Consider the following 26,948-nt stretch of genomic DNA (forward strand, 5'->3'; position numbering starts at 1 on the left):
GCGGCTCAGCTGGGCTTCATCAGCAGTGAGGAGGACGCGTAGTCGGAGGCGAACGCGTTCGGAAGCGGAGCGACGAAGACGTTCTCGGTCCGGGTCCGGGTGATGAGCCATCGCCCGCCGGCGCGATGGAACGCATTGTTGAGCCGGCTGGAGCGTAGCAGGGCGGTTCCGTCCGAGTAGAGCCAGGGTTGCATGTGGATCCACTGACCATCCGCCTCATCGCCGTTGACGTGGATCTGCTCGGACGTCAGATAGTGCGCGTTGAGCAGCAGAGCGGGATCCCGCTTCTCTCCCCAGAACCGCTCGAAGTGGGCACGGATCTGGTCCTTGCCTTCGGCCCGGCCGAACTGGTTGTCGTAGTAGTCGCCCACGCCCTCCCAGACGGCGTCGGCCGCGTAGAGCTCGAGGATCAGCTCGATGCGGTGGTGGTCGTCGGTGATGCCCCACTCGGGGCACGGCGTGTCACAGAGGAACATGTAGCGGGCCTGGAGGCGGCGAATCTCTGCCTCGGCCTCCAGCACCTCCAGGCGGCGCACCAGGGTGGCGAGGTCATCGCTCAACGGGACCTCCTTCCATGCGGTCTCTCCTGCGGGAAAGCACGAATCGGTGGTGAGGCCCGGTGCCCGGGCCCGTTGCCATGCTGTGCGCGCCGGTCTTCACGGGAGCCGTCTCGGGGAGGAGAAGGAGGCAGAGCAGGGTGATGCCCAGCCCCGTGGCAAGGTAGTAGCCGACCGAGGCCGCATCGCCGGTCCACTCGATCATCCGGTTGGCGATCGAGGGCGAGAGGCCACCCCCGAGCACCGCGCCGAGCTGGTAGGCCAGCCCGGCCCCGGACTGGCGCTGCTCTGGGGTGAACAGCTCCGTGAGGTAGGTGATCAGGGGGCCGAAGAGGAACCCGGTCAGGAAGAATCCGCCGGCGATGGCCACGGCCCAGGCGCCCAGAGACCCGGTCTGCGCGATGGGGAACAGCGCGAGCATGTACGCGAGGATCATGACCGTAGCCGTGAGCATGACGGGCTTGCGCCCCAGACGGTCGGAGAGCCGTGCGCCGACCACGACCGTGACCGCGTGCAGGGCAAGACCGGGAAGCGTGCACCAGAGGATCGACTTGATCTCGAGTCCCAGGCCCTCGGGAGCCGGGGACGCAGCGTAGGACAGCATGAATCCGGCCAGGACGAACATCACCGCGTTGAGGCCCATGTTGGCGCCGGCCGCGAGCAGGAGCCGCCCCCAGTTATCGCGAATCACGTGCCACACCGGAACCTTGACGATCCGCTCCTCGGTCTTCCCCGCGGCCAGCTCCTTGAAGACCGGGGACTCCTCCAGCGCCCGCCGCGCCCAGATGCCCAGGACCAGCACCAGCGCTCCTGCGATGAACGGGATGCGCCAGCCCCAGCTCGTGATCAACGAATCCGGCAAGTAGAAGACCAGCACGAACGCGAGGTTTGCCAGTAGCGCGCCGAGGGGCGACCCGAGTGCCACGAAAGCGCCGAACGCTGCCCGCATAGCCAGAGGAGCGTGCTCGACAGCCAGCACGGACGCGCCGCCGAGCTCGCCGCCGCGAGAGAACCCGTGCACCATCCTCAATGCCACGAGCAGGACCGGGGCGGCGACGCCGATCGATGCGTACGTCGGGAGCAGGCCCATCAGCACCGTTGCGCCGCCCATCAGGTAGAACGTGATCAGCATCGCCCGACGGCGACCGTGCCTGTCGCCTACCCAGCCCATCACGATCGCACCCAGCGGCGCCACGATGTATCCCAGCGCGTAGGTCGTCAGGCTCATGAAGGAGGCAAACCAGGGGTCGGTGTCACCGGAGAAGAAGATCTTGGGGAAGACCAGCGCTGAGGCGACGGTGTAGATATAGAAGTCGAAGAACTCCAGCGACGTGCCGGCACCGGCGCCGATCGCGAGGCGCCGAGTCTGGGCCGGGGAGATCCCGCCGGAGGCAGTGGTAGCCGTCATGAGGTCCTCCTTCAGGAGGTTGGTCGCAGTCCGTCAGACGGCCTATTCCGGCAAGGAAGCCCTCGTCGGCTCCGGTGTGCCCCTGACCACATCACGGTAGGAATCGCCCCGGAGCTGCCTCTATTGGAAGTTCCCATGCTTGTGCTGAGGGATTCCCCTACCACGGCTGGGGTTATGGCGCTTACGATCATTTCGCTTACGCGGACATCGTCCTGCAAATCTGTTCATCAGTGAGAGCGCGGACGAGATGTTCGGCGAGTGCGACGACCGGCAGGTTGGTGGTGGCTCGCGGGATCACGGGCATGATCGAGGCGTCGATGACCCAGAGGTTGTCGCTGCCGTGCACCCTCCCGGTGCCGTCCACCACAGCGCCCTCGGCGGGATCGGCACCGATGGCGCAGGTGCCCACCGGATGCCAGTAGTGGGCGGCCGAAGCGCGCATCACGGCCTCGCTCGCCTGCGGATCAGCGCTGAGCTCATCCAGCGGTGCCCCGAGCAGGGGTGCCAGCGCCGGAGATGCCGCCATACCGCGGCACAATTCGATGCCACCCCGCAGCGCCGCCAGGTCGGCCCCTGCCGGGTCCGTCAGGTAGGCGTGGTCGATGACGGGCTTGGATCTGGAGTCGGGGGAGGTGAGCCGGAGGGTGCCGCGGGAGCGTGGGGTGAGGCATGCGACTGGGAGGACGCAGGCCCAGCCGTCGGCGGTGCGGGTCGTCCACGGAAGGAGGTGGAGATCGTAGGAGCTGTTGCCGCCGCTGGAGTGGGCTTTGCCGATGACCTGCTCGTCCGGCACAGGCCGCAACCGCTCGTATTCGGCGAGCCGGCGTGCCAACTCCTCACTCGCCGCGAAACGCAGTTCGAGGGTGGGGTGGTCGTGCAGGTTGCGGCCGACGCCTGGTAGATCGAGGCAGGGGTCCACGCCGAGCGCGCGCAATTCGTCGGCCGGGCCAACGCCGCTGCGCAATAGCACTTCAGGGCTCCCGTAGGCGCCACCGCAGAGCACGAACCAGTCCGCTTCCACGATGAGCTGTTCCTGTGCCCGTGATACGTGCGCGCTGTGGACTGTCGAGCCGCGGAACTCCAACCGGTCGACCAACGCCCGGTCGATGATGCGGAGCCGACGTTCGCCCCGTACCGGATCGAGGTAGGCGAATCCGGTGTTCCAGCGCACGCCGCCTGGATTGTTCACGGGCGCTGGGCCGCAGCCGACGCCGCCGAAGAGATCGCTCAGGTCATCCGTTCGAGGGACACCGCAGTCGATCATGGCTTGCATCGACGCAGCCTGGAACGGGGTGAGTTCGTCGTCCGAGTAGGAGCGGACGCGCAGCCTGGCCGCGCTTTCCTTCATCAGCGCGGTGAGCGATTCGTCGGTCCACGAGAGCCCCCACTCACGGTAGTCGGCGGCGTGTCCTACGGTCTGGGAGCAGCCGTTGTGTGAAGAGCAGCCGCCGATGACGCGGGCGCGCTCGAACGGCAGTTCCTTGCCGGGCAGGGCGCCCGGGCCACGATATCCCCAGTCGTGCGTGTCCGGCAGGGTCGCACTGTCGAGCAGTTCGCGGGGCCAGCGGCCAGAGTCGGCGGGACCATAGTCCGGTCCCGCCTCGATCACGATCATGGACCGGGATGTGCTCTCCAGGAGGCGTCCGGCGACGACCGCTCCGGCCGTGCCGCCGCCGAGGACGGCGATGTCCGCGCGCACGCGCTGGTGTGAAGGGGCCGTAGCGCTTATCATGGAACAAAGTTTAATCGATCGAACGATAAAATAACTACAGGGAGTTGCAGAGCGTGGACGTCGCCATCCTCATCTACGAGGGATTCACCGCCCTGGACGTCACCGGGCCGTTCGAGGTGCTGAGCCGCCTACCGGAGGCCAAGGTACGGTTCGTCTCTGCGACGCCGGGGATGGTCGCTGCCGACCAGCCGGGATTCGGCCTCGTGGCCGAGCCGCTGGACAGTATGGAGCGGCCGGGCGTGGTCGTGGTCGCCGGCGGCAGCACCTATCGGTTCCTGGACGACGAGACCGTCCTGTCGTGGCTGCGGCGAGTGCACGAAAGCAGCGTCTGGACAACGTCGGTATGCACAGGTTCGCTCCTGCTCGGTGCCGCGGGCCTGCTGAAGGGGCGTGAGGCCACGACATTCTGGTACGAACTGGAGAGCCTCCGGTGTTTTGGCGCCGAGCCGGTGTCGCGCCGTGTGGTCGAGGACGGGAAGATCATGACAGCGGCCGGCGTGTCGTCGGGCATCGACATGGCGCTGGAGATATGCGACCGGTTGCAGGGTCCCGCGTACGCGCAAGCGGTGCAGCTCGGAATCGAGTACGATCCCCAGCCTCCGCACGACACGGGCTCGGTGGACAAGGCTCCAGCCGAGGTGGTGCGGTTCCTGAGGGACAACCTGGCGGGCTCTTACGGTCCGCCCTGGGCGCAGCGGGCCGCTCAACGTTCATAGGGGAAGTGACAGACGACACGCCGCAGGCCTTGCCCGGCCTCCGGCGGCGCGGTGGAGCCGCACCGGGTGTCCGCCCTTGGGCAGCGCGGGTGGAACCGACAGCCGGAAGGGACGTGGAGCAGGCTGGGCGGCTCGCCCGTGACCACGACACCCGGACGGCGCCGGTCAGCAGAGGGCACCGCGTCGAGCAGCGCGCGAGTGTACGGGTGCCCCGGACGCGCGAAGACCTCCGCCACCGCCCCCTGCTCCACGAGTGTCTCCAGGTACATCACCGTGACCCGATCGCACAGCCGCCGGACCACGGCCAGGTCGTGGGAGATGAACAGCACCGTCAGCCCGAGCCGTTCGCGCAGCTCACTCATGGCCACCGGAGAGCTCGCGGGGGCGGACACTCGAATGCTCTTCGCCCAGCCCCACCATCTCCAGCAGTTCGCGCGTACGGCGAGCGATCTGGTCAGCCGGAAGCCGCCGCAGCGGCTCGGCCAGCGTTTGCGCGACCGTGCGCCAGGGGTCGAGCGACGAGCCCGGATCCTGGTAGATCATCTCGATGCGGCGACGCATGGCGGGCGGCCGGCGCGGCGGCACGGGAACGCCGTCGAGCAGCACGCCGCCCGCACTGGGCCTGGTGAGGCCGACGATCGTGCGGCCGAGGGTTGATTTCCCGCATCCGCTCTCCCCGACCAGGCCGAGCCTCTCTCCCCGGGCCAGCTCCAGGTCCACTCCGTCCACGGCGCGGACGCGGCGCCGGGCCACTCCCTCCCGAACGGGGTAGGTCACGGTGAGCCGTTCCACTCGCACCAGCGCGCTCACTTCGCCTCCTCGTGGACGCACGACGATCGGTGCCCCACGCCGAGCGCGTCGATGCCGGGGACGACGCCGTGGCAGGCCGCCTCCCGGTGAGCACGGCGCGCCAGGAAACGGCAGGCGGGGGCGTAAGCGGACGGTCGGGAGGCGCGCTCGGTATCGGAAGGAAGGGGCCGGCCGGTCCGTCCAGCGTGGGCACAGCGTTGATCAAGGCTCGTGTGTACGGGTGCCGAGGCCGCTCCAGCACGTCGGCCGCCGGGCCCGCTTCGACGATCTGCCCGGCGTACATGACCGCCGCGACGTCGGCCACCTGCCGGATCACGGCCACGTCGTGGCTGACGAGGACGAGACCGACACCACGTTCCGCACGTGCCGTGTCGAGGAGCCGCAGGATCTCGGCCTGCAGGGTGACGTCCAGTGCGGTCGTCGGCTCATCGCCCAACAGCACGCCCGGGTCTGCGGCGAGGGGCAGCGCGATCGCAACCCGCTGCCGCATGCCGCTGCTCAGCTCGTGAGTGTAGGCGCGCGAGCGTAGGCCGGGATCGGGGACGCCGACGGCCGCCAGCAATTCGACGGCCTGCCTGCGGGCGGCGGCACGCGAGGCTCCCTGCCGACGGCGCACGACGTCGGCGATGCAGCAGCCCCATCGTGGCACGCAGCAAGAGCGACTTCCCGGACCGGGACTCGCCGACGATCCCCAGGCACTGCCCGGCGGCGACCGTGAATGAGACGCCGTCGAGCACCGTCAGCGCCTTTCCACGCCGGTGCACGGTCACGTACAACTCGTCCACCTGGAGGAGCGTCATTCCGGCTCCTCCATCTCGTTCCACCGATCGCCGAGGGCGGCGACGCTCGATCCGAGGATGACGATGACCAGCCCGGGGAAACGCCGCGAGCCACCAGTGGCTGCGCAGGAACACCTGTGCCTCGGACACCATGGCCCCGAGTTCGGGGGTGCCCGCCTCGACGCCCAGTCCGAAGAACGACAGGACCGCTATGCCCTGGAGGGCCATGCCCATGTCCGTGGCCAGGTAGACCAGCGACTGGCGCAGGGCGTTCGGCAGCACGTGCCTGACCAGTACCGCGGCGTGCGACAGGCCGAGCCGGTAACTGGCCGAGACGTAGTCCCGCTCGCGTACCCGGCGCACCTCGCTACGGATGATCCGTGCGTAGACGACCCATCCCGGCGCGCTGAACGCCACGAGCAGGGACGGTGTCCCCGGCCCGAGCACGAACACGAACGCGATCAGCAGGACGGGAGCCCAGCCGCGAGCACCATCAGCAGCAGATCGACGCGCAACGCGAACAGCAGCCGGGACAGCACATCCCGGCCGAGCGCGTCCGTGCCGAGCGGATGGTCGGCACTGGGCGGCCGGAGTTGGTCGAGCGTCTGCTGGGCCGGGTCGGCAGGGGCCAGCAGCGGTGCGAGGACCGCGGCGAGGATCATCAGCGACAGCAGCCCGGCGGCCGTCCAGCGAGTCCGGCCGAACCCGCGCGATGGAGTGACCGTGACCGCCGTCATCGCCAGGTCGTCCTCGGGTCGAGCAGCGCGACGGCCAGGTCGGCGATCAGGTTGATGGCGATGATGGCCGTGCCGAAGATCAGCGTGAGTGCCTGGACGACCTGGAAGTCGCGCCGGCTCGCCGCGTTGATCATCTCTGCGCCCAGCCCGGCAGGCCGAAGGTCTGTTCGACGACGACCGCCCCGAACGACAGCGCGGCGGCCTGGACAGCCAGCAACGTGACGGCCGGCGGAGCGCGTTGCGTAGCACATGCCGGCGGACGAGCGCCCACCCGGACAGTCCGAGGGACCGTGCGGTCGTAACGTGTTCGGCGGCGACCACTTGGCGCAGGCTCACGGCGCCGCTGCGTGTGAGGAGCGGCATCGCGGCCAGGCCGATCGTCAGCGACGGCAGCACCATCGAGCGGAGCCGCTCGCCGAAGCTCTCGCCGAAGCCGCCGACAGACAGCCACCCGGTTCGCAACGCCAGCAGCGAGGCCAGCATCAGGCCGATCCAGAAAGGCGGGCAGTTGACGAGGACCGTGAGTGATCGCTCACAAATCCTCGCGGCGGTCGATCCCGCCGGAGCGCCATGAGCAGCGCGGCGGGAGCCGCCAGCGCCGTGCTGACGATGAGGCCGCCGGTCAGCAGCCACGCCGTCGCGCCCGCGCGGTCGCCGACGATGGCGGCGATGGGGATCCCGGTTCTGTTGGACCGGCCGAGGTCCCCGCTCGCGAGGTTCGTCACGTAGGTCGAGAACTGCATGAGGAGCGGCTGGTCGAGACCCAGGTCCCGGCGGACCTGGGCCACTTGCTCGGCGCTTGCCCGCGGCCCCGCGACGATGCGCGCCGGATCCCCGGGCATCAGCTGCTGGAGCAGGACGACGATGAGCAGAAGCACGGCCAGTACCGGGACGACCTGGATCAGCCTGGTGGCCATGAAGCGCAACCGTCCGGAGGACATGGTCAGCCGGTCCGTAACAGGTCAGCGGGATAGAACAGGAAGGGCGTAGTCGGCGCCCTTCGCCTGCCGGTCGACGAGCACCTGGACTTCCAATTTCTGCAGGTCGACGTCGATGCCGATGGCTCGCAGCCGAGCGGCCGCGGTCTCGCCGGCCCGGGTTGAGAACGGCGTCGTCGCGTCGACGACCAGCTCCACCTTCGTCCCAGGCCTAGGACAACTGTGCCAGCTCGGCTTTCGCCTGCTCGATCCCGTCTCGTACGTGCAGCCGCATCCGACCGACCCCTGGACCCGCGGTGGCAGGCCACTGGTCGCCGGTACGGCCAGCCCGCCGAACACCGCCTGGGCGTACTGACCGCGATCGATGGCGAGGCTCATTGCACGCCGGAAGTGGATGTCGTTCCCCGGTTGTCTGGTGGCGTTGACGAAGATGCCGTGAATCGTCGCCGACGGGTGGACGAGCACCCGTTCGTTCTCCGGTATCTGGCCGGCCAGGCTGAGCGGGACGGCTTCGATGGCGTCGGCCTGACGACTCTGGTAACGGAGCATCTGCTGGTTGGGATCGCTCACCACGTCGTGGATGAGGCGGTCCAGATAGGGCCGCTCTGGATCGTGATAGTGGGGGTTGCGTTCGAGCACGAGCCGCTGTCCCGGCTGGTAGGAGCCCACGACGAACGGCCCGGCGCCGATCGGCTTGGCGAAGAAGTCCTTGCGGCTCATCCCGCCGAAGTTCGCGGGCACGATGACGGACGAACCGTTGCTCAGCCAGGTGAGCGTGAAGGTGCTGGCCCTTTTCATCTTGATGACCAGCGTCCGCTCGTCCGGGGTGGCCGTCCTCATCGGCGCAAGCTGGCCATGACGTGCTTGACGTGCGTGTAGTCCTCGAGGGCGTAAGCCGACAAGTCCTTGCCGTAACCCGATTGCTTGTAGCCGCCGTGCGGCATCTCGGATGCCAGCGGGACGTGGTCGTTGATCCAGACGCAGCCGAACCGTAGCTCCTTCGACATGCGCAGGGCGCGGCCGACGTCGCGGGTCCAGATCGACGACGCCAGGCCGTACGGGGTGCCGTTGGCCAGCGCGACGGCCTCCTCCTCGGTGCCGAAGCGCTGGACGGTGATGACAGGTCCGAAGATCTCCCGCTGGACCAGCTCGTCGTCCTGGCGAAGCCCGGCGACCACCGTGGGCTCGTAGAAGAAGCCGGGCCGGTCGGCGGCACGGCCGCCGGTGACGAGCTGGGCATGCGCGGGACGGCGGTCGAGGAAGCCTTCGACCCGCTCGCGCTGGTGCGGACTGTTGAGGGGGCCGAGCGTCGTGCCGGGGTCGCGGGTGTCGCCCAGCACCAGCTTGCCGGCTTTGTCCGCCAACCCGGCCACGACGTCGTCATATAGGCGCTCGGACGTGAGCACGCGGGCCGCCGCCGTGCAGTCCTGGCCGGCGTTGTAGTAGCCGGCTCCGGCGATCACCTCCAGTGCCGTCTCCAGGTCGGTGTCGTCGAAGACCACAACGGGGGCCTTGCCGCCGAGCTCCAGATGGACGCGCTTGAGCGTGCGGGCCGCGTGCTCGGCCACCCACCTGCCCGTCTCCACGGATCCGGTCAGCGAGACCAGCTCGACGTCCGGGTGCTCAACCAGTGCGGCGCCGGGCTCGTTCCCGCCGACGACGACGTTGAGCACGCCTGGCGGAAGGATGTCCGCGGCCAGCTCCGCGAGCCGCACGGTCGTCACCGGAGTCGTGGGCGCGGGCTTGAGCACGGTCGTGCACCCGGCTGCGAGTGCCGGGCCGAGCTTCCACACCGCCATCATCATCGGGTAGTTCCACGGGGTGATCTGCCCGACCACGCCCACCGGCTCGCGGCGGATCATCGAGGTGTAGCCGGCCACGTATTCCCCTGCCGCCTTGCCCTCCAGGCAGCGGGCCGCGCCGGCGAAGAAGCGCAGGTTGTCGGCCATGGTGCCGATCTCATCATTCTTCACCACGTGCAGTGGCTTGCCGGCGTTGGCCGACTCCAGCTCGGCCAGCTCGGTCCCATGCTCCTCGATCGCGTCCGCCAGCCGCAGCAGCGCGAGCGCCCGCTCTCCCGGAGTCGTCGCGGACCAGCGGGGGAAGGCCGCCTTGGCGGCGGCCACCGCGAACTCGACGTCCTCGGGACCTGATCGTGGGGCGCTGGCGATGGTTTCACCGGTCGCCGGATTCAGTACGGGCGATGATCGCCGCTCGATCGAATCGGTGAGCTCGCCGTCGATGAAGTTCCGCAGCACGCGGATGTCAGGCATGTCTGTCTCCATGTCAGGATGCGGCCAGAAGGCGCAGCTTCACCTTGTCGACCTTGCCGACGGCCAGCTTGGGCAGCTCGTCTTCCAGCCGGAACACCTTCGGAACCTTGTAGTTGGCCAGGCGGGTCTGGGCGTGCTCGCGCAGCTCCGCCTCCGTCACCGGCGCGCTCGGCACCACGAACGCGTGGCCCACCTCGCCCCACCGCTCGTCCGGCACCCCGACCACGGCCGCGAGCGCCACTGCCGGGTGGGCCTCGAGCGCGACCTCGATCTCGCGGGGATAGACGTTGTAGCCGCCGGACTTGAACATCTCCTTGAGCCGGCCGACGAGGCGGATGTGACCGCCTTGCTCCTCCACCGCCAGGTCGCCGGTGTGGAGCCAGCCGTCTGCGTCGATGGCCGCTCGGGTCGCCTCCGGGTTGCGGAAGTAGCCGCGGGTGATGAAGTCGCCCCGGATCAGCAGCTCACCGGCTTTCCCCGAGGCGCTGTCCGGCGCGCGCAGCGTCACCTCGTAATGCGGGTCCACCCGGCCCACGCTCCACGACAGCACCTCCAGGGAGTCGCCGGGATCTGTGTAGGTGACCGAGCCGGTCGACTCAGTGAGGCTGTAGCTGGTGGCAAGCCGGGCGCCCGTGCGCGACAAGGCCTCCAGCAAGCTCTGGGGTGCCGCCGCTCCACCCCAGAGGATGTACTCCAAGGAGCCGAGGTCGCACTCTCGCCACTCCGGCGTGGCGGCCATCGCCAGGAGCTGCGTGGGGATGCAGTAGAGGTGGGTCAAGCGTTCGCGTTCCACCGTGCGGAGAGCCTCCGCCGGGTCGAAGCGGGGCATGTAGACCACCGTGCCGCCCGCCACCAGGATCGACGTGCTGATGTCGCCGAGCCCGCCGATGTGGTTGAGCGGCAGGTCGCACAGCTTGCGGGGCGCGTCGCCGTACCAGCGGCCGGACTGCACCACCCCGCAGTGCGCCAGTCCCCAGTGGGGGACGAGCGCACCCTTCGGCTTGCCCGTGCTGCCCGACGTGTAGATCATCGCGGCTGGATCCAGCGGTTCCACCTGCCGCCGGGCGGCCAGGAGGCGATCGTCGGGCTCCGCCTGGAGGAATTCCTCGTAGGAGGACGACTGATAGGTCACCACGCGTGTCTTCCGGCCTGACGACAGCCTGCGCAGCGTGGGGTCGTCGGGGCCGAGCATGCCGAACAGCAGGGCCGGCTCGCTGTCGGCGACCACGTGGGCCAGCTCTGCGGTGGTGTACTTCGGATTCAGGCCCACCCAAATGGCGCCGATGCTCGCCGTCGCCAAGAAGACCACGAAGCTTTCGGGTTGCGGGTGGCCGAGCAGCGCTACCCGGTCGCCACGCCTGACGCCTGCCGCCAGCAGCGCCGCAGCGCAGCGGTCGACGTCGTGGCGCAGGCGCTCATACGTCCAGCGTCCGGTCTCGCCGACCAGCGCCTCCCTGGCCGGACGGTGTGCGGCCCAATGCTCGACATAATCGGTGATGCGCGGCAACCGGGGAATGCTCATACCAGCACCGCTTCGTCACGGGCCGACAACAACCGGCTGGCGTTTCCGTGCAGCAGCGCGTCCAGCGTTTCTGCGCGCAGTCCGAGGCGGTGCCACTCCTCCAGTGCCCGCTGGTGCGGGAAGACCGGCCAATCGGTGGCGAACAAGACCTGGTGGCGCAGCAGCCGATCCATGAAACGCAGCATCATCTCCCAGCCTGAGCCCGGCACGCCGAGATACTTGGGGGCCAGGCCGCCGAAGTCGATCAGCACATTGGGGTGCCGCCGTGCCACCGCGACGATCTCCGGCACCCACGGCCAGGCCGCATGACAGGCAATGAGGGTGGCCTCAGGGAAGTCGCAGGCGACCTGGTCCAGCCGGACGGGGCGTTCGGCCTCGATGGGATGGCGCCGCGAGTAGTTGACGCCGGTGTGGATTCCGACGGCCAGGCCCAGCTCGGTGGCCTTGGCGTACACGGGATAGAGCAGGCGGTCGTCGATCGCGAGACCGAAGAACGACGGTTGCACGTTGATTCCCTTGAGCCCCAGCGCGGCCACCCGCTCGACCTGGCGCACCGCCCGCATGACGGACAAGGGTTCCAGCGTCACCGTCCCGAAGCCGGAGAACCGCTCCGGCCGGAGCCGGACCTGCTCGGCGACCTCCTCGTTGAGTGCGTCGGCGTAGTCGCCGTGTTCGTACTCGGCGTGCAGCACGGCGTGCCCGACGCCGGCCTCGTCCATTTCGGCCAGCAGCTCGTTCATGTCCTTGTGCCAGCCGTTGCCGATGTCGAGAACCGCTTCGTACTGCGTGTAGACCTCGCCCGCTGCGGAGATCGGGGGGCGGACGGCGCTGGGCACTCGCACGCGGAAGTCGATGATCGTCGAAACTGCCGAATTCATGGAATGTTCCTCCGGGTGAGGGGTGTCGGTCACAGCGGGAGACCGGTCGGCTTGCGGTGCCGCCAGGGGTGGGCGCGTTCGAGCTGTCCCGCCAGGGCGAGGACCGTGCCGTCCTGCCATCTGCCGCCGATGAGCTGGATGCCCAGCGGCAGGCGGCCGGGCTGCTCGACGAGCGGGATGGAGATCGCGGGCAGGCCCAGCATGTTGGCCAGGACGGTGAGCGAGGCGGTCTCCTCCGCCCGGCGCAGCGGCAGCCACGGGTCCGCGTCCTGTCCCTCCCAGAGGGATCCCACGCGGGGCGCGAGAACGGGATTCGTGGGGGTGAGCAGGACGTCCACGGCGTCCCACGCCTGGTACATCTCTGCCGATCGAAGCTGGAGGTCGAGAACGGCGGTCACGTACGTCAGCGCGTCGGTCTCGCGGGCGGCCTGGCGGAGCGTCCGGTTGAGCGGCTCCACGGCGGACTCGTCCACCACCGCGCAGTCGGCCGAGCCGGTGGCGTACAGGATGTCGAACCGGGCGGTGAACCACTCGGGATCGAGGCCGGGAACGTCCTGCTCGACCACCTCATGCCCGAGGTCGGCGAGGAGGTCGGCGGCACGGCGGGCCAAGGCGACGGCGGCCGGGTGCACGTGCGCGGGGAACGCCGGCTGAAGGTTGAGTCCGACGCGCAGCCGCCCGGGGTCGCGCTCGGCCCGCTGCCGGAACGGCATGTCAGGCCGGGGTGGGGCGTACCAGGTGGGCCGGGGCGCGACGGCGAAGATGTCCAGGATCGCCGCGGTGTCGAGCACGGTGCGGGTGAGGACCCCCTCGGTCGCGAAGCCCTCCATGTAGTGGGCATCGGAGGGGACGAGGCCGCGGCTTGGCTTCATGCCCACCAGCCCGCAGTAGCTGGCGGGCTCCCGGATGGAGCCGGCTCCGTCCGAGGCGTGCCCGACCGGCAGCAGGCCCGCGGCCACGGCCGCCGCCGACCCACCGCTGGATCCCCCCGGGCTGTGCTCCAGGCTCCAGGGGTTGCGGGTGGCGCCGTGGCGCGCCGACTCGGTGACCGAGACGGTGCCGAACTCAGGAGAGGTCGTCGCGCCCAGGAACACGAAGCCCGCCTCGCGCAGGGCCCGCACCGCCGGGGCGTCACTCTTCATGACGTCGTGGCCGACGCCGTTGGAGGCGCTGCACAGTGGCCAGCCGCGTACCGGGTGCAGGTCCTTGATCGCGATCGGGACGCCGAGGAAGGGCGGCAGTCTCCCGCCCTGCCGTACCCGTACGTCAGCGGCGTCGGCGGCCTCGCGGGCCTCCTCGGGGGCCACGTGGCAGAACGCGTTCAACGCGGGGTTGATCGCGGCGATGCGCGCCAGATAGCCCTCTACGATCTCTCGCGAACTGGCCTCGCCGCTCGCGATGTGCCCGGCCAGCTCGGTGGCAGTAGGCCAGCCTTCGGAGCCGGTGCCGATGGGGTCCGTCATCGTGTCTCCTTGCTGATAGTCCGGCGGGCGGGGCGCCAGCCGGGGCCTGGGACGCTTGCGCGCAGCAGGCGCGTGTACGGATGCCGCGGCTCGTCGAGTACCTGGGCGGCGGGGCCGCGTTCCACGATCGAGCCGTGCCGCATGACGACGACGTCGTCGGCGACCTGGCGGACGACGGCGAGGTCGTGGCTGATGAACAGGTACGCGATCCCTGTGCGCTCGCGCACGTCCGCCAGCACATTGAGCACCTGGGCCTGGATCGACACGTCGAGCGGGGCTACGGACTCGTCGAGGATGAGGATCCGCGGCTCGGCGGCCAGCGCCCTGGCGATGGCGACCCGCTGGCGCTGCCCACCGGACAGCCGGGCAGGCAGGGCGGCCAGCTGACGTTCGTCGAGACCCACCAGCTCGGCGAGCTCGGCCACCCTGCGCCGCCGCTTGGCCTGGTCGAGGGGCGTGTGCAGGCGCAGCACCTCGTCGATGGCAGCGGCCGGACTCTGCCGGGGATCGAGGCTGGAGTAGGGATCCTGGAAGACGATCTGAACCTCGCCGCCGCGCCTGCGCCGCTCCCGCGCCGAGCGGGGCAGCTCCGAGCGGTCGTGCCCGCAGGCGGTGATACGGCCCGAGGTGGGCCGTTCCAGGCCGACGATCATGCGGGCCACGGTGGTCTTGCCGGAACCGGACTCGCCGACAACGGCCAGCGCGCCCCCGGGGCGCAGGGAGAAGCTCACGTCCGCCACGGCGACGGACTCGCCGAAGGTCTTACGCAGCCCTTCCACTTGGAGAATCGCCTCAGTCACGGAACACCACCTGGAGTCCCTCAGCTCGGACACAGGCCACCTGCCCGTCCCCCAGGGGCCGCAGTGCCGGCCGCTCCTCGCGGCAGCGTTCTCGTATGTGCGCGCAGCGGTCGGCGAACGCACAGCCGTCTGGCGCTTCGAACGCCGACAGCGGGCGGCCGGGAATGGTAGCCAAGCGGTCAGCTCTCCGCTCCAGGGAAGGGCGGGCGGCGGCGAGCGCGGCCGTGTAGGGGTGCAGCGGGTGCTCGTGCAAGGACGCCGACGCTCGCACCTCCATGACTCGGCCGGCGTACATGACCGCCGTTCGGTCGCAGACGGCCGCCGCCAGCTCCAGATCATGGGTGATGAACAGCATGGCCAGGCCGCGCTCCCGGCGCAGCTCGTCGACGGCGGCCATCACCTCGGCCTGTGTGGTGACGTCAAGTGCGGTCGTGGGCTCGTCCGCCAGCAGCAGCCGCGGCTCGGCGAGCAACGCTGCCGCGATCATGACCCGTTGCAGCAACCCGCCCGACAGCTCATGGGGGTATTGCCGCAGCCTGCGCTGCCCATCCGCCACGCCCACCTCATCGAGGAGGCGTACGGCGCGGTCCTCTGCTGAGCGGCGGCTCAGGCGGCGATGGGTACGGAGGCCCTCGGTGAGAAAGTCGCCGATGGTGCGCACCGGATTGATGTGGGCGCGTGGGTCCTGGAACACCACCGGCACGACGGCACGCAGCTCACGCAGCGCCGCGCCGCGCAGGCTCCCGACCTCCACGCCGCCGACGCGGACCACGCCCTCCACCTGCGCTCCCGCAGGCAGCAGCCTGACGATCGCGCGCACCGTCATGGACTTGCCCGATCCCGATTCGCCCACCAGGCCGAGCGCTTCCCCCTCGGCAATGGACAGCGACACGTCATCGAGCACTGGCCTGTCCGGACCGGGCAGCCGCACGGTCAGCCCGTTGAGGTCGAGAACTCCCGTCACGACACACCTCCTCGCCGGGGAAACCACCCCGGACGCGGGGCACGGCGGCCGTCGGAGAGCCGCTCGCCGAGCACGTTGAAGGCCACGACCAGCAGCACGATGGAGCCACCTGCCAGCAGTGACTCGGCGGGGTAGCCCTGGAGCACGCCGGACTGCCCGCTCGCGACCATGACGCCCCAATCGGCGTCGGGCGGCTGCACGCCGAGCCCGAAGAACGACACGATGGCGAGATCCACCATGGCGTAGCCGAAGAACAGGGTCGCCTGCGCGGTGATGAGCGGCATCAGGTTCGGCACGAGATGCCGCACGCAGATCGCCACCGCCCCGGCCCCTTGGACCTCCAACGCCTGCACGTAGGGTTTGCGCCGCTCAGCCAGGGCCGCGCTGCGCACCAGCCGGGCGATGTACGGGACGTACGCCACGGCGAGCGCGAGCACCGCCGAGGTGAGACCGGGACCGAACACCGCGGCGACGAGCATCGCCAGAAGCACGCCGGGGAAGGCGAACATCACCTCCAGCACCGCGGAGACCACGGAGTCCAGCCAGCCGCCGAGCCACGCCGCGGCTATCGCCACGACGGTGCCCACCGCCATGCTCAGCGCGACGACCCAGAGCGGACCGAGCAGCGAGGTCCGGGCGCCCGTAAGGAGCCGGGCGAGGAGGTCGCGCCCCTGGCCGTCATAGCCAAGCGCATGCCCCGGCTCGGGTGCGCCGTAGGCGTGGGCGAAGTCGCTGGCGTTCGGGTCGGCGGAGGTGAGCGCCGGACCGATCGCCGCGAGGACGACCGCTGCGACGATCACGGTCGCGGCCGCCGTACCCAATGGTCCCAGCCGCGGTGTCCGATACGTCGCGAGGGTAGTGGTCATGATCGCCTCCCCAGCTTGATCCGTGGGTCGAGGGCCGCTGCGCCGACGTCGACCAGGGTGTTGACCAGGACGAAGGACGCGACAAGCACGAGCGAGATGCCCTGTACGACGGCGAAGTCCTTCGACAGCACAGCGCTGACCAGGTACGCGCCCAGCCCGTTGAGGCCGAAGGCCCGCTCGACCACGGCCGCCAGGGCGATCATCGAGGCCACCGTCATGCCGGCGAGCGTGCTGATCGGGACGGCGGAATTGCGCAGGGCATGGCGGCGCACGACGGCCGCGTACGGGATGCCGCGGCTGATCGCCGTCTGTACGTGCTCGCGATCGAGCTGCTCACGTACCGAGGTCCTGGTGACGCGGGCGACGGAGGCGGTGGCGGACGCCGCGAGGGCGAAGGCGGGCAGTGTGAGGTGCCGGATGCCGTCCCACAATCCTGATCCGTTGCCGAGCGCGGGCAGCCACCGCAGCCCGACCGCGAAGACCCCGATGAGGACGATGGCGGCCACGAAGGGCGGGATGGCCACCACCACCGCCGTCGAGATCACGACGAGCGAGTCCACGATCCCCGGCCGCAGCGCCGCCAGCAGTCCGAACGCCACACCCGCGACCAGCACGATGAGCGCGGCGTAGAGGACCAGGGCTATGGTCGTCCCGGCGCGGGACGCGATGAGGTCCGACACGTCCTGCCGCAGGACGATGGACACGCCGAGGTCACCCCGCACCGCGTTGCCCAGCCACATGGCGTACTGGACGAGGAAGGGCTCGTCCAGGTGGTAACGCTCCACGAGCACCCGCACGCTGTCAGGCGGCAGGGAGCGGCCACCGGCGAGCGTCGCCAGGGGGTTGCCGGGAGCGACTGAGAGCCCGGCGAACACCACGAAGCTGGACACCACCAGCGTCGCCGCCAGCATGATCGCCCGTCGCGCGAGATAGGCGGCCATGCGGCTAGCCCACCCCTCCGAGCCGGTCCGCCCAGGGCGCGAACAGGTGCTGAGAGGACACCGTGGCCCCGGTCAGCTTGGCGTTGAGCACCAGCACCGTGTCGGGGGCGACGATCGGGATCCACGGCATGTCCTCGGTCAGGGCCCGCTGCGCCTGGACGGTGAACTCGGCGCGCTTCCCTGGATCCTCCGCGCCGCGCGCCCGTTCCAGCAGGTCCGCCACGTCAGGGTTACGGTAGCCACCGTAGTCCTGCGGCCCGCCGGGGATGGAGAGCGTCGCATAGAGCGCTCCGGGGTCGGCCCAGTTGGGGTAGTTGGTGGTGAAGAAGCCGTCCACGTCGGCGCGGGCCTTCGGGTCGAGGAAGAACGCGCTGTAGGCGTCGGCTGAGACCGCCTTCAGCTCGGCCTTCAGCCCGATCTTCTCAGCCGCCGTCTTGAAGAGATTGGCTTCGGTGGCGAGTTTGTTGATCTCGTTGCTCATGCCGAACCGCACGGTCTTACCCGCCGCGCCGGCCTCCTGGACAAGCCGCCGCGCGGCCTCAAGATCGATCTTGGGCGCGGGCAGGGCGTCCCACGCGCTCTGGAAGGCCGCACGCTCGTATCCCCAGGTGCCGGGCGTGCCGAGCGCGCGGGCGGGCTGGGCGGTGCCCTTGTAGAGGGTACGGATGTAGGCCTCGCGGTCTACGGCCAGCGACAGGGCGCGGCGCACCCGCGCGTCGGAGAGCGGCCCCCTGCCCATGTCGGCGACGATCAGCGCGTCGATGAGGTAGGACGGGCCGCGGTAGACCTTCACGGCGTCACTGGCGCGGACCTGGTCCATCGTCGACAGCGGCAGTTCCAGGTAGGCGCCGTCCACCTCTCCGGTGAGCAGCGCGGCCGTCAGCGTGGCCTCGTCGGGGATGCCCTTGAAGTCGATCTGCCGCACCAGCGGTGCCGCCGCGCGATTCCAGTAGCGGTCGTTGCGGACCACCGACAGGACGTCGCCGGTGCGCCACTGGCCCAGCTTGTAGGAGCCGGTGCACATGGCGCCGCCCTTGACGGTCCCGTAGTCCCTGCCCTGCGCCTCGGCGTACCGCTTGGAAATCACCATGCCCGGCATGTACGACAACACGTTGCGCAGCCAGTAGTCCGGTTGCTTCAGCTTCAGCGTGACCTGCCGCGGGCCGGTGGCCTCGACCGAGGTCACCCGGTTCAGCACAGGTGCCCAGTATCCGCCTGCCTTCGGGTCGCGGTTGCGCTCGATGCTGAAGACGACGTCATCGGCCGTCATGGATGATCCGTCCCAGAAAGTGACGCCGTCGCGCAGCGTCAGAACGGCGGTCTTCGCATCAGGGAAGTCCAGCGCCGTCGCGAGGCCCGAGACCACCGATCCATCCGGGGCCTGCCGGAACAGCGACTCGCACATGAGGCTCGTCACGGTGATCTCGGGATAGTCGCCGGCGGTTAGCGGATCGATGGAGGTGGTGCCGCGGTAGAGCGCCCAGGTGATCCGGTCGACCTTCCCGGTCCCGGGAGGGGTGTTCGTGATGAGTCCCTGCTGTGGCGCACCGCTCGGAGCGGCCGTTTCCCCGGCGGCTCCGGTGTCCCGGTAACAGCCGGATGCCGCCAACGTCAGGGCGGTCGCGGTGATGGCGATGGTCCTTCTTCGCACGCCTTGCATCTCACGTTCCTCGGATGGAGATAAGTAGTCGAACGATCGATCAAAAAAATGCCCAGTCGTCAAGACATGTGGAATTAAGTGGACGCTTCCGTCGTGATCAACGCGTCTTCGAGGACGCCCAGGAACAGGTCACAGTCCGCCTCGGTCAACACGAGCGGAGGCTTGATCTTGAGGACGTTGTCGTCCGGGCCATCTGTGGAGATCAGGATCCCGTGCGCTTTCACCGCCTCCTTGACCGCAGTGGCCTGCGCAGTGGCGGGCTCTCGGCCGTCCAGGCTCAGCTCCACCCCGATGAACAGCCCCTCACCGCGAACGTCCCCGATCAGGGGATGGCGTTCCTGGAGACGGCGCAGGCCGTGGAGCAGCCGATCACCGAGGCCACGGGATCGGGCCTGGAGACGCTCGTCGCGGATGACGTCGAGCACGGCCAGACCGACCTCGGCGGACACCGGGTTGCCGCCGAAGGTGTTGAAGTACTCCATCCCCGTCTCGAAGGAGCGCGCGATCTCGGGAGTCGTCACGACGGCGGCCAGCGGATGTCCGTTGCCCAGCGGCTTGCCCAGCGTGACGATGTCCGGCACGACGTCCTGCAGCTCGAAGCCCCAGAAGCGCCGCCCCACCCGCCCGAGGCCTACCTGCACCTCGTCGGCGACGCAGACCCCGCCGGCGCGGCGCACGTGAGCGAAGGCGTGGCGTAGGTAGCCGTCGGGGTAGACGATCTGACCGCCGCAACTCTGCAGTGATTCGGCGAAGTACGCCGCCGGTCTTCGGCCCCGGGCCGCCAGAGCGCTGATCTGCTCCTCGACGGAGGTGGCGTACCGGCTGCCGAGGTCGTCGTCCCGTCCGGCTCGCAGCCGCCCCCGGTAGGGGTCGGGCAGCTCGCAGACGTACGTGGTGTCCGGCCTGCCGCGCCCGCCCCGTCGGTTGAACTTGTACGGACTCAGCGCGATCTGCGAGGTGAGATGTCCGTGATAGGCGTGGTCCAGGACCAGTACGCCCTCCGCCCCCGTGTGGGTCATGGCCAGCCTGAGCGCGAGGTCGTTGGCCTCGGAGCCGGAGTTGACGAAGAAGCACACCCGCAACGGGTCCGGGAGTAGCTCGACCAGCCGGCGGGCGTACTCGACGACGGATTCGTGCAGATACCGGGTGTTGGTGTTGAGCCGGGCCGCCTGCCGGTGAGCCGCATCGACCACGCGCGGGTGACAGTGCCCCACATGGCACACGTTGTTGACCAGATCCAGCCATGGGCGGCCGGACGCGTCGTAGAGGTAGGCGCCCTCCCCGCGGATGATGTGCAGGGGCTCGCGGTAGGACAGGCTCAACGCCCTGCTGAAGGTGGTGCGGCGGCGGGCCGCCAGGGCGGCCGCCTCCCTCCGCGGCCGTGCCGCGCCGGCGTCCGGGCGTCCCAGCAACAGGTTGGGATCGATGCTCACGCTGGCCCACAGGTCTCTTTCGCCGGCCGGTGCGAGGTCGACGCCCGCGCCGAGGGGGTGAGTGAGCAACTGGAGGGCCAGGCGCGAGCCGTGGATCGTCCCGATCGGGGCACCGGCTGTCAGTTCGTCCCCCGTGCTGATCGATTTCGCGTTCAGGTGCTGGTAGAACGTCCAGAACGGCACACCGTCGTCCGTCCGATGCTCCAGCAGGACCGACAAGTCCGGCCCTGCCGCGCGGACGACCCCGGGGAGAGGACACCGTACGGTGGCCGCCTCGCTGGTGTACAGGTCGCAGCCCAGGTGCACGCCCTGGTCGGACTCCTCTCCATGGCGGGTCAGCACCAGCCGGGCGCCTGCGTGCACGTCCTGGTCAGCGCGGTCCACCACGACGGCGGCGCACGTGGCCATGTCTTCGTCCAGCATGGACACGGGACGGGCGGCACCCGACTCGAAGTGCTGGCGCACCGCTCGCGCCAGCGGATTGGCCTCGAAGCCGACCGCGTCCCGCAGCAGGAAGCAGGCCAGGTCCGGGCTCGTCCCGGCGAGCCGCCGCAGCGTCTGTGTCACCCCGTTCTGGCTGATGAGCAGGTAGTCGTTGGCGGGATCGTTGGCGCGCTGGTAAGCGGACAGGCAAATGCTCATCGCCAGCCTGGTCCGCATCAGGTCGAAGAGGACCTCCAACTCGTCCGGCCGCAGCGGCGTCACCTCGTCGTAGCCCCGCACCAGCGGAGGGATCGCGCGCAGCGGATCGGCATGTCCCTGCATCGCGTAGGCTCCGGCCACCGCCAGCCCGCAGATGCGCGGACTCCACACCACGTCGCCGAAGTCGATCAGCCCGGCGACGTGACCGTCCTCGTTCACCAGGATGTTGAGCTCGTTGGCGTCGTTGTGGATCACCTGGTGGGGCAGAGCCCTGAGACGAGGGGCGACGTGGTCGCGATAGCGGTCGAACACCTCGGTCACGAGCGGCCGGAGTTCGTCGGTGACCAGCGGCGTCAGCTCCGCGACCTGCGGGGCGCTGGTCACATTCCACAGCAGTTCGCGCCGCATCGCGGGATGGACGAAGTTCCGCAGAGCGCGGTCGATGCCTGCTACGTGGCGGCCCAGATCCCTCAGACGCGTCTCGGTCGGCTCCACCTCGGCCCACGGGCGGCCGTCCATCCAGGTGAGAACCCTGACCATGCGCGGGCCGTCATGCCAGGAGGCGGTGGTGCGGCACCGCCCGTCGACGGCCGGCACCACCTGGGGTGCGGGAGGCGCACCAGTCTGACCCGCGAGGTGAAGCAGCGCCGCGTCCTGCAGATCGAGCTCGGACGGGTCGGCGGAGGGCGCATGGAGCTTGACGACGAACCGGCCGGCCTCCGTGTCCAGACGGAAGTTGCGATCGCTCTCCCCCGGCAGCGGCCACGGGCTGCCTTCCAGCCCGTAGAGGCGGCGTGCGATCTCGCCGACGCGATGGAGCTCGTCCGTGGAATCGGTATGCGTCACATCGTCTCCCTTACAGGTTTATCGAACGATCGCTCAAATAACTGCCGCTGTCAAGACCCTCCCTGCGGTCTCGGGGTCACTGAGGGGGTGGCTCGATGTCCAGCTCGACCCGCTGGAGCACCAGCTCCGGATCTGGAAGAGAAAGATCCCGGGCCAGGATGAGGCGGCCGCCGCGGCTCGCGCCCATCAGCGACAGCCCCATGTCGGCGAACCGCTCACACAGTTGGGGGATGCCGAGTTCGCCGTCCGGGCGGTACCAGTGCGCCACCCCGGTCGCCATCTGCAACAGGGCCAAGCGCGCGACAGTGCCGCGATCCTGGAACACGCCGTCGCTCACGCCGGCGCGCAACGTGTCGGCCCACACCGCTTCGTAGCTGTCACGCAGCCGCAGGATGTCCTCCCGGGCCTCGCCGGTCAACGCCTGGAACTCGTGATCGGCGACCTTGGCGGCGCGCGGATTGCGGGCATGGAAGGCGACGTGCACCGCCATGAGGGCGACCAGGCGCTCTGCCGGGTCGTCGATGTCGCGCAACGTCTCATTGCTACTCGATATCAGCACGTTCATGGCACGGCGAGCCACGGCCTCCAGCAGCTCATCCTTGGAGGCTGCGTAATAGTACATTCCGGACACCGCGACTCCAGCAGTGTCAGCGATGTCACGGATCCCCGTGCCATGGAATCCGCGCTCGGAAAAGAGCCAGCAGGCGGCACGGAGAAGCTGTAGCTCCGTGCGTGCCGACCGCGCCCGGCGAGAGGACTTCGACTTGATCCGGCCGCCGGTGGTTCGCTGGCCGCCTGGTTGGTTGGTAGTGGCCATGATCCCGAACTATCCCATAGTCAGTGCGGCAGAGGGATTCGTCACTGTCACCGCCACGACCTCGTCTTTCCCCATCCCCATGCGTCGCATCAGCGGAATGGCGTTCTCCAGGATGTGCGTGTAGCCGGGACCGCCGTAGCGGCGCAGGTAGACCTTCTGGCAGATGTCCTGCGCGATCAGCACGCGGTCCCCGAAGCCCGCCTCGAACAGCAACTGGATCCACTCGATGCGAGTGCGGTCGTTGGGGCGCCGGGCATCGGGATTGAACGCATAGTAACTGGATTCCTGCCCGAACAGATCCAGCTCCAGATAACAGCCCGTACGGGCGAGCTCCAGCAGATCCTCGGGCCGCCACAGCGTGCGATCGAGGTGCGACATGATCACCCTAGTGGGATCGCCGCCCGCCTCCAGGACTGTGCGCATGGCCTGGAGGGGAGCCGCCGGATGGCGGCCGGGATGGATCTGCAACGGTGCGCCCGTGATGGTCTGCGCGCGGCAGGCGGCTTGCAACACCTTGTCCTCGACGGGATGTACGGGCCAACTCAGCCCGATCTCGCCGATGAGCCCGGCACGCACGCCGGTATCGCCCACTCCTTCCTGGACGTCTGTGACGATCTCGGCGCAGACGGCCTCGGCAGCTACCTCGGCGAGCCCGGGCGGGTGGTAGTCGCGGCAGTAGTAGCCGCTTCCCATCACAATATGGACGCCGCTGCCACGTGCGACGCGGGCGAGCCCGAGCGGGTCCCGTCCCAGCCCTACCGAGGTGGAGTCCACCACCGCGCCGCCTCCCGATGCGCGGTAGAGGGTTAGTTCTTCGGTCGCGTCCCGCTCCGACAGCAACCGCAAATTGTCGAGATTCAGGACCGTACGCTTGATCCAGTCGTGATTGTCGAGACGTATCGGCTCGGCGACGCGGGCACGCGCCGACGCGGGGAACTCCTGTCGGATCGACACCGCTGGTGAGGGGTCGTCGGCCACTGGTGCCGGTCCCCAAGCCCTGACGATGGCCGACATGTCGCACAGCACGTGTTCGTGTGGCTGCGTGTGGCCGAGTGCGGATGGTTCGACGTCTCCGAGGACTGTACGCACTCGGCGCTCCGGAACCCTTGTCATCAAGTTAGTCTATCGATCGTTTGGACAAATAATCAATCGACGACGAGTCCCGTCAGGAACCCTAGCTCGTGGTCTTGCGCAAGAGCTTGACGCTGGTGCTGCCAGCCGAGGAGATCGCAGACCGCCCGACCGGAGCGGATCCGGCATCGCAGGCCAGCAGTCTCGCGGCGACGGCCGACAGACACTGCGAGCACGCATCCATCCAGGCGGGGGCATCAGGGTGATGGAGCGAGCGGTGACGGGCGCAGAAGGCGCTAGGGCGTCAACTCGGTGTGAACGCCGACATCAGCACCGAGAACGACACCTTTAAACTCCACCTCACAATGTGAGTGTCCAGGCAGAAATCTCATCAGGACCCAGCAACCACCCGACGTTTCAAGCAGAAGGACCTTCGTGACCTCGCCCGAGACCACCGCGATTGCTGTGTTCACCGAGCAGCGGCCTCGCCTGTTCGGATTGGCCTACCGGTTGCTCGGCTCGGCCAGTGAGGCTGAGGACATGGTGCAGGAGGCGTTCCTGCGGTGGAGCCAGGCAGGTCCGGTCGAGGTACCGGCTGCCTGGCTGACCAAGGTCGTCACCAACCTGTGCCTGAACCAGCTGGCCTCGGCGCGTCGGCGGAGGGAAAGCTACGTGGGGCCCTGGTTGCCTGAACCGGTGCTCACCAGCGACGGCTCCCTCGGTCCACTGGAGACCGTGGAGCTGCGAGAGTCGGTGTCGCTCGGCATACTGATCCTGCTGGAACGCCTGAGCCCACTGGAGCGGGCCGTGTTCGTGCTGCGCGAGGCGTTCGGGCACAGCCACGCAGAGATCGGTGAGAGTCTCGACGTGGCAGAGGAGCACTCCCGGCAACTGCACCGCCGGGCCGTGGCGCATCTCGGCCGGGAGCGCAAACGGTTCGACATCGACCACGCCCAGCATCGCCGCATCGTGGAGCGATTCTTGGCCGCGACGCTGAACGGCGACGTCGCCGAGCTGGAGGCGATGCTGGCCGACGACGTGGTCGCCTGGGCCGATGGTGGGGGAGCGACCGCTGCGCGGCGGCCCGTGCTGGGCCACGACAGGGTGCTGCGCTACGTGCTTGGTTTCAGTGCCCGCCCGGAGGCGGCCGGGGTGAGGAGCGAGATCGCGGAGATCAACGGCCAGCCGGCCGCGCTGTTCCTGCTGGGACGGGAACTGCGCGCGGTCGTCGCCGTGGAGATCAGCGACGGACGTGTTTCCACGGTCCGTACGATGGTGAGCCCGGTCAAGCTCGCGTTCGCCGCCGCTCAGCTCATGTGAGCACGATCACATTCGGGTGGTGTCACGGATCGCTCGTCTCGCCGGTTCAAGTGGGGACTCGATGAGGAGGAACCATGACAGACCGGATCGTGGTGCTGGGTGCCGGATATGCCGGGCTGGGCGCGGCCAAGCGCGCCGCCGCGCGCCTGCGCCGCGGTGACGCTCAGGTGACGCTGGTCAACGCACGGGACCATTTCGTGGAACGGGTGCGGCTCCACCAGCTCGCCGCCGGGCAACGCCTGCCTGATCTGCCGCTGGCACGTCTGCTCGAGGGCAGCGGTGTGGAGCTGGTGGTGGCCGAGGTGACCGGCCTCGATCTTCAAGCACGGGTGGTACGGCTCGACGCCGCGCCCTACAGCCTGAGCTACGACGTGCTCGTCTACGCGCTGGGCAGCGGCGCGGACATGGAGGCGGTGCCGGGGATCCGCGAGCACGCCTCAACGCTGGCCGCACCCGACCAGGCTGCACGGTTGCGCTCGCGCGTGGGTGACTCCGGCTCGGTCGCGGTGGTGGGCGGCGGGCTGACCGGGATCGAGGCCGCGACCGAGCTGGCCGAGCGGTACCCGAGGCTGACCATTCGCCTGATCTCCGGCGGCCGGATCGGAGACGGGCTGACCGAACCGGCCCGCCGTCACCTTCACCGGGCCTTCCACCGCCTCGGCCTGACCGTCGATGAGCACGCCGCGGTCACCGCGATCGGCGCGGACGGGGTGCTGCTGAACGACGGACGTGAGCTGCCCGCCGAGACAGTGGTGTGGGCGGCAGGGTTCCGCGTCCCCGAGCTGGCCGCCCAGGCCGGTCTGGCCACCGACGAGCACGGCCGCATGCTGGTCGACCCGGCGCTTCGCTCGCTGTCTCATCCGGAGGTCTTCGGTATCGGGGACGCGGCCGCCGCGCACACCCCGGGCGGGGCCTCGCGCATGTCCTGCCAGACCGGCCTCCCCATGGGTCTGCAGGCCGGTGACCGGGTGGCCGACCTTCTGAGAGGGCGGCAGCTCCGGCCTGCCAGGATCCGCTACGTGTGGCAGAACGTGAGCCTGGGCCGCCATGACGGCGTTACCCAGTTCACCCGTGCCGACGGCAGTCCGCTCGGCAGCGCGCTCCTCACCGGCCGGGCCTCCGCCCGTTTCAAGGAGGCCATCACGCGCGGCACCGTCTGGGCGATGCGCCATCCCGGCCCATACCGCCCCGCGGCCTGATCAACCCTATACACGACGGAAAGAGTGCTGCACTATGTCCGAAATTCCGCTACCGTTCCGCCGGGACGCATCTTGCCCCTTCAGCCCCGACCCGCACACCGCCCGGTTGCGTGAAATGGAACCGTTTGCGGCCACCCAAACCCTGCTGCCCACCGGGGAGCAGACGGACGTCCGGCTGGTCATAAGCTACCGAGACGCCCGCGCCGTGCTGGGCAGCCCACATATGAGCAGCCGCCCCGGCCCGGAAGCCGCCGACCTGATCGCCGCGTTGCCCGGATTCCTGGTAACCATGGACCCGCCCGGCCACACCAGGATTCGACGCCTGTTGACCAGCCAGTTCACCGTCAAGCGGATCACCGCATTCCGGCCCCGTTTCGAAGAACTCGTCAGCGACACACTGAATCAAATGGAGCAGGATGGCGGCCCCCTGGACCTTATGAGGGCCTTCGCTCAGCCGCTGCCGTCGCTGGTGATCTGCGAGCTGCTCGGGGTCCCGTACGCCGACCGCGCCGAATTCCAGCGACGCAGTGACATCCTGCTCGACCTGAGCCTGACGTTGGAGGAGCAGCAGGCCAA

25 protein-coding genes and 2 pseudogenes are annotated in these 26,948 nt (G+C 69.2%); 3 read left to right on the plus strand and 24 right to left on the minus strand.

Annotated features, from left to right (window positions below; all coding sequences use genetic code 11):
• Window positions 1-5 precede the first annotated feature (5 nt).
• From ID574_RS19945 to ID574_RS19955, 3 genes are all read right to left on the minus strand, one after another.
• Window positions 6-560 carry a nuclear transport factor 2 family protein gene (locus ID574_RS19945; RefSeq protein ID WP_188190448.1) on the minus strand — a complete coding sequence of 185 codons (555 nt, stop codon included), beginning with the start codon at window positions 558-560 and terminating at the stop codon, window positions 6-8.
• The gene (locus ID574_RS19950) at window positions 550-1,965 is read right to left on the minus strand and encodes an MFS transporter (RefSeq protein WP_188190449.1); all 1,416 of its coding nucleotides are present in this window, start codon (window positions 1,963-1,965) and stop codon (window positions 550-552) included. Before ID574_RS19950 ends, ID574_RS19945 begins: the two co-directional genes overlap by 11 nt.
• Window positions 1,966-2,161: 196 nt before the next feature.
• On the minus strand, window positions 2,162-3,697 hold the full coding sequence (locus ID574_RS19955) for a GMC family oxidoreductase (RefSeq protein ID WP_188190450.1): 1,536 nt from the start codon (window positions 3,695-3,697) through the stop codon (window positions 2,162-2,164).
• A 53-nt stretch (window positions 3,698-3,750) separates the two neighbouring features.
• Here ID574_RS19955 and ID574_RS19960 point away from each other — a divergent pair, with 53 nt between their 5' ends.
• Window positions 3,751-4,413 (plus strand): DJ-1/PfpI family protein, encoded by a 663-nt coding sequence (locus ID574_RS19960; RefSeq protein ID WP_188190451.1) that lies wholly within the window; start codon window positions 3,751-3,753, stop codon window positions 4,411-4,413.
• Here ID574_RS19960 and ID574_RS59835 read toward each other — a convergent pair.
• From ID574_RS59835 to ID574_RS20055, 21 genes and pseudogenes are all read right to left on the minus strand, one after another.
• A complete protein-coding gene (locus ID574_RS59835; RefSeq protein WP_223166884.1) occupies window positions 4,401-4,775 on the minus strand; it encodes an oligopeptide/dipeptide ABC transporter ATP-binding protein in 375 nt (124 codons plus the stop codon). The genes ID574_RS19960 and ID574_RS59835 overlap by 13 nt on opposite strands.
• Window positions 4,768-5,223 (minus strand): ATP-binding cassette domain-containing protein, encoded by a 456-nt coding sequence (locus tag ID574_RS59840; protein ID WP_223166885.1) that lies wholly within the window; start codon window positions 5,221-5,223, stop codon window positions 4,768-4,770. The genes ID574_RS59835 and ID574_RS59840 overlap by 8 nt, the downstream gene beginning before the upstream one ends.
• A gap of 145 nt (window positions 5,224-5,368) precedes the next feature.
• Window positions 5,369-5,749, minus strand: a pseudogene (locus ID574_RS62835) (ABC transporter ATP-binding protein); the annotation flags it as partial.
• Window positions 5,649-6,455: an ABC transporter permease subunit gene (locus ID574_RS61640; protein ID WP_188190452.1), complete on the minus strand. Its 807-nt coding sequence runs from the start codon at window positions 6,453-6,455 to the stop codon at window positions 5,649-5,651. The pseudogene ID574_RS62835 and the gene ID574_RS61640, both read right to left, overlap by 101 nt.
• A gap of 8 nt (window positions 6,456-6,463) precedes the next feature.
• Window positions 6,464-6,739 (minus strand): hypothetical protein, encoded by a 276-nt coding sequence (locus ID574_RS19980; protein ID WP_188190921.1) that lies wholly within the window; start codon window positions 6,737-6,739, stop codon window positions 6,464-6,466.
• Window positions 6,736-6,990, minus strand: coding sequence for an ABC transporter permease subunit (locus tag ID574_RS62390; protein WP_336245526.1), 255 nt, complete (start codon window positions 6,988-6,990; stop codon window positions 6,736-6,738). The genes ID574_RS19980 and ID574_RS62390 overlap by 4 nt, the downstream gene beginning before the upstream one ends.
• Window positions 6,991-7,027: 37 nt before the next feature.
• A pseudogene (locus ID574_RS62840) lies at window positions 7,028-7,279 on the minus strand (hypothetical protein); the annotation flags it as partial.
• Window positions 7,222-7,656, minus strand: a complete 435-nt coding sequence (locus ID574_RS59855; RefSeq protein WP_262496026.1) for an ABC transporter permease family protein — start codon at window positions 7,654-7,656, stop codon at window positions 7,222-7,224. The pseudogene ID574_RS62840 and the gene ID574_RS59855, both read right to left, overlap by 58 nt.
• A gap of 45 nt (window positions 7,657-7,701) precedes the next feature.
• Window positions 7,702-8,517, minus strand: coding sequence for an ABC transporter substrate-binding protein (locus ID574_RS19995; RefSeq protein ID WP_188190454.1), 816 nt, complete (start codon window positions 8,515-8,517; stop codon window positions 7,702-7,704).
• Window positions 8,514-9,950, minus strand: a complete 1,437-nt coding sequence (locus tag ID574_RS20000; RefSeq protein ID WP_223166887.1) for a gamma-aminobutyraldehyde dehydrogenase — start codon at window positions 9,948-9,950, stop codon at window positions 8,514-8,516. The genes ID574_RS19995 and ID574_RS20000 overlap by 4 nt, the downstream gene beginning before the upstream one ends.
• Before the next feature lie 13 nt (window positions 9,951-9,963).
• Complete coding sequence (locus ID574_RS20005) at window positions 9,964-11,472, minus strand: class I adenylate-forming enzyme family protein (protein ID WP_188190456.1); 1,509 nt, start codon at window positions 11,470-11,472, stop codon at window positions 9,964-9,966.
• Entirely contained in the window at window positions 11,469-12,350 is an 882-nt protein-coding gene (locus ID574_RS20010; RefSeq protein WP_188190457.1) for an amidohydrolase family protein, read from the minus strand. The genes ID574_RS20005 and ID574_RS20010 overlap by 4 nt, the downstream gene beginning before the upstream one ends.
• A gap of 29 nt (window positions 12,351-12,379) precedes the next feature.
• A complete protein-coding gene (locus tag ID574_RS20015) occupies window positions 12,380-13,813 on the minus strand; it encodes an amidase (RefSeq protein WP_188190458.1) in 1,434 nt (477 codons plus the stop codon).
• The gene (locus ID574_RS20020; protein WP_188190459.1) at window positions 13,810-14,613 is read right to left on the minus strand and encodes an ABC transporter ATP-binding protein; all 804 of its coding nucleotides are present in this window, start codon (window positions 14,611-14,613) and stop codon (window positions 13,810-13,812) included. Before ID574_RS20020 ends, ID574_RS20015 begins: the two co-directional genes overlap by 4 nt.
• A complete protein-coding gene (locus tag ID574_RS20025; protein WP_188190460.1) occupies window positions 14,606-15,577 on the minus strand; it encodes an ABC transporter ATP-binding protein in 972 nt (323 codons plus the stop codon). The genes ID574_RS20020 and ID574_RS20025 overlap by 8 nt, the downstream gene beginning before the upstream one ends.
• Window positions 15,574-16,443: an ABC transporter permease gene (locus ID574_RS20030; protein ID WP_188190461.1), complete on the minus strand. Its 870-nt coding sequence runs from the start codon at window positions 16,441-16,443 to the stop codon at window positions 15,574-15,576. The genes ID574_RS20025 and ID574_RS20030 overlap by 4 nt, the downstream gene beginning before the upstream one ends.
• Window positions 16,440-17,384 (minus strand): ABC transporter permease, encoded by a 945-nt coding sequence (locus ID574_RS20035; protein WP_188190462.1) that lies wholly within the window; start codon window positions 17,382-17,384, stop codon window positions 16,440-16,442. The genes ID574_RS20030 and ID574_RS20035 overlap by 4 nt, the downstream gene beginning before the upstream one ends.
• Window positions 17,385-17,388: 4 nt before the next feature.
• Complete coding sequence (locus ID574_RS20040; RefSeq protein WP_188190463.1) at window positions 17,389-19,035, minus strand: ABC transporter substrate-binding protein; 1,647 nt, start codon at window positions 19,033-19,035, stop codon at window positions 17,389-17,391.
• A gap of 83 nt (window positions 19,036-19,118) precedes the next feature.
• Complete coding sequence (locus ID574_RS20045; RefSeq protein WP_188190464.1) at window positions 19,119-21,965, minus strand: aminotransferase class III-fold pyridoxal phosphate-dependent enzyme; 2,847 nt, start codon at window positions 21,963-21,965, stop codon at window positions 19,119-19,121.
• Between the two features lie 76 nt (window positions 21,966-22,041).
• Window positions 22,042-22,782: a TetR/AcrR family transcriptional regulator gene (locus ID574_RS20050; RefSeq protein WP_188190465.1), complete on the minus strand. Its 741-nt coding sequence runs from the start codon at window positions 22,780-22,782 to the stop codon at window positions 22,042-22,044.
• A 9-nt stretch (window positions 22,783-22,791) separates the two neighbouring features.
• A complete protein-coding gene (locus ID574_RS20055; RefSeq protein ID WP_223166888.1) occupies window positions 22,792-23,895 on the minus strand; it encodes a phosphotriesterase family protein in 1,104 nt (367 codons plus the stop codon).
• A gap of 393 nt (window positions 23,896-24,288) precedes the next feature.
• On the opposite strand from ID574_RS20055, the gene sigJ reads away from it, so the two are divergent.
• Window positions 24,289-25,173, plus strand: a complete 885-nt coding sequence (gene sigJ / locus ID574_RS20060; protein ID WP_223166889.1) for an RNA polymerase sigma factor SigJ — start codon at window positions 24,289-24,291, stop codon at window positions 25,171-25,173.
• Between the two features lie 74 nt (window positions 25,174-25,247).
• A complete protein-coding gene (locus ID574_RS20065) occupies window positions 25,248-26,372 on the plus strand; it encodes an NAD(P)/FAD-dependent oxidoreductase (RefSeq protein WP_188190467.1) in 1,125 nt (374 codons plus the stop codon).
• Window positions 26,373-26,948 lie beyond the last annotated feature (576 nt).

This window comes from Nonomuraea sp. SYSU D8015 (assembly GCF_008065375.1).
GTDB lineage: Bacteria > Actinomycetota > Actinomycetes > Streptosporangiales > Streptosporangiaceae > Nonomuraea.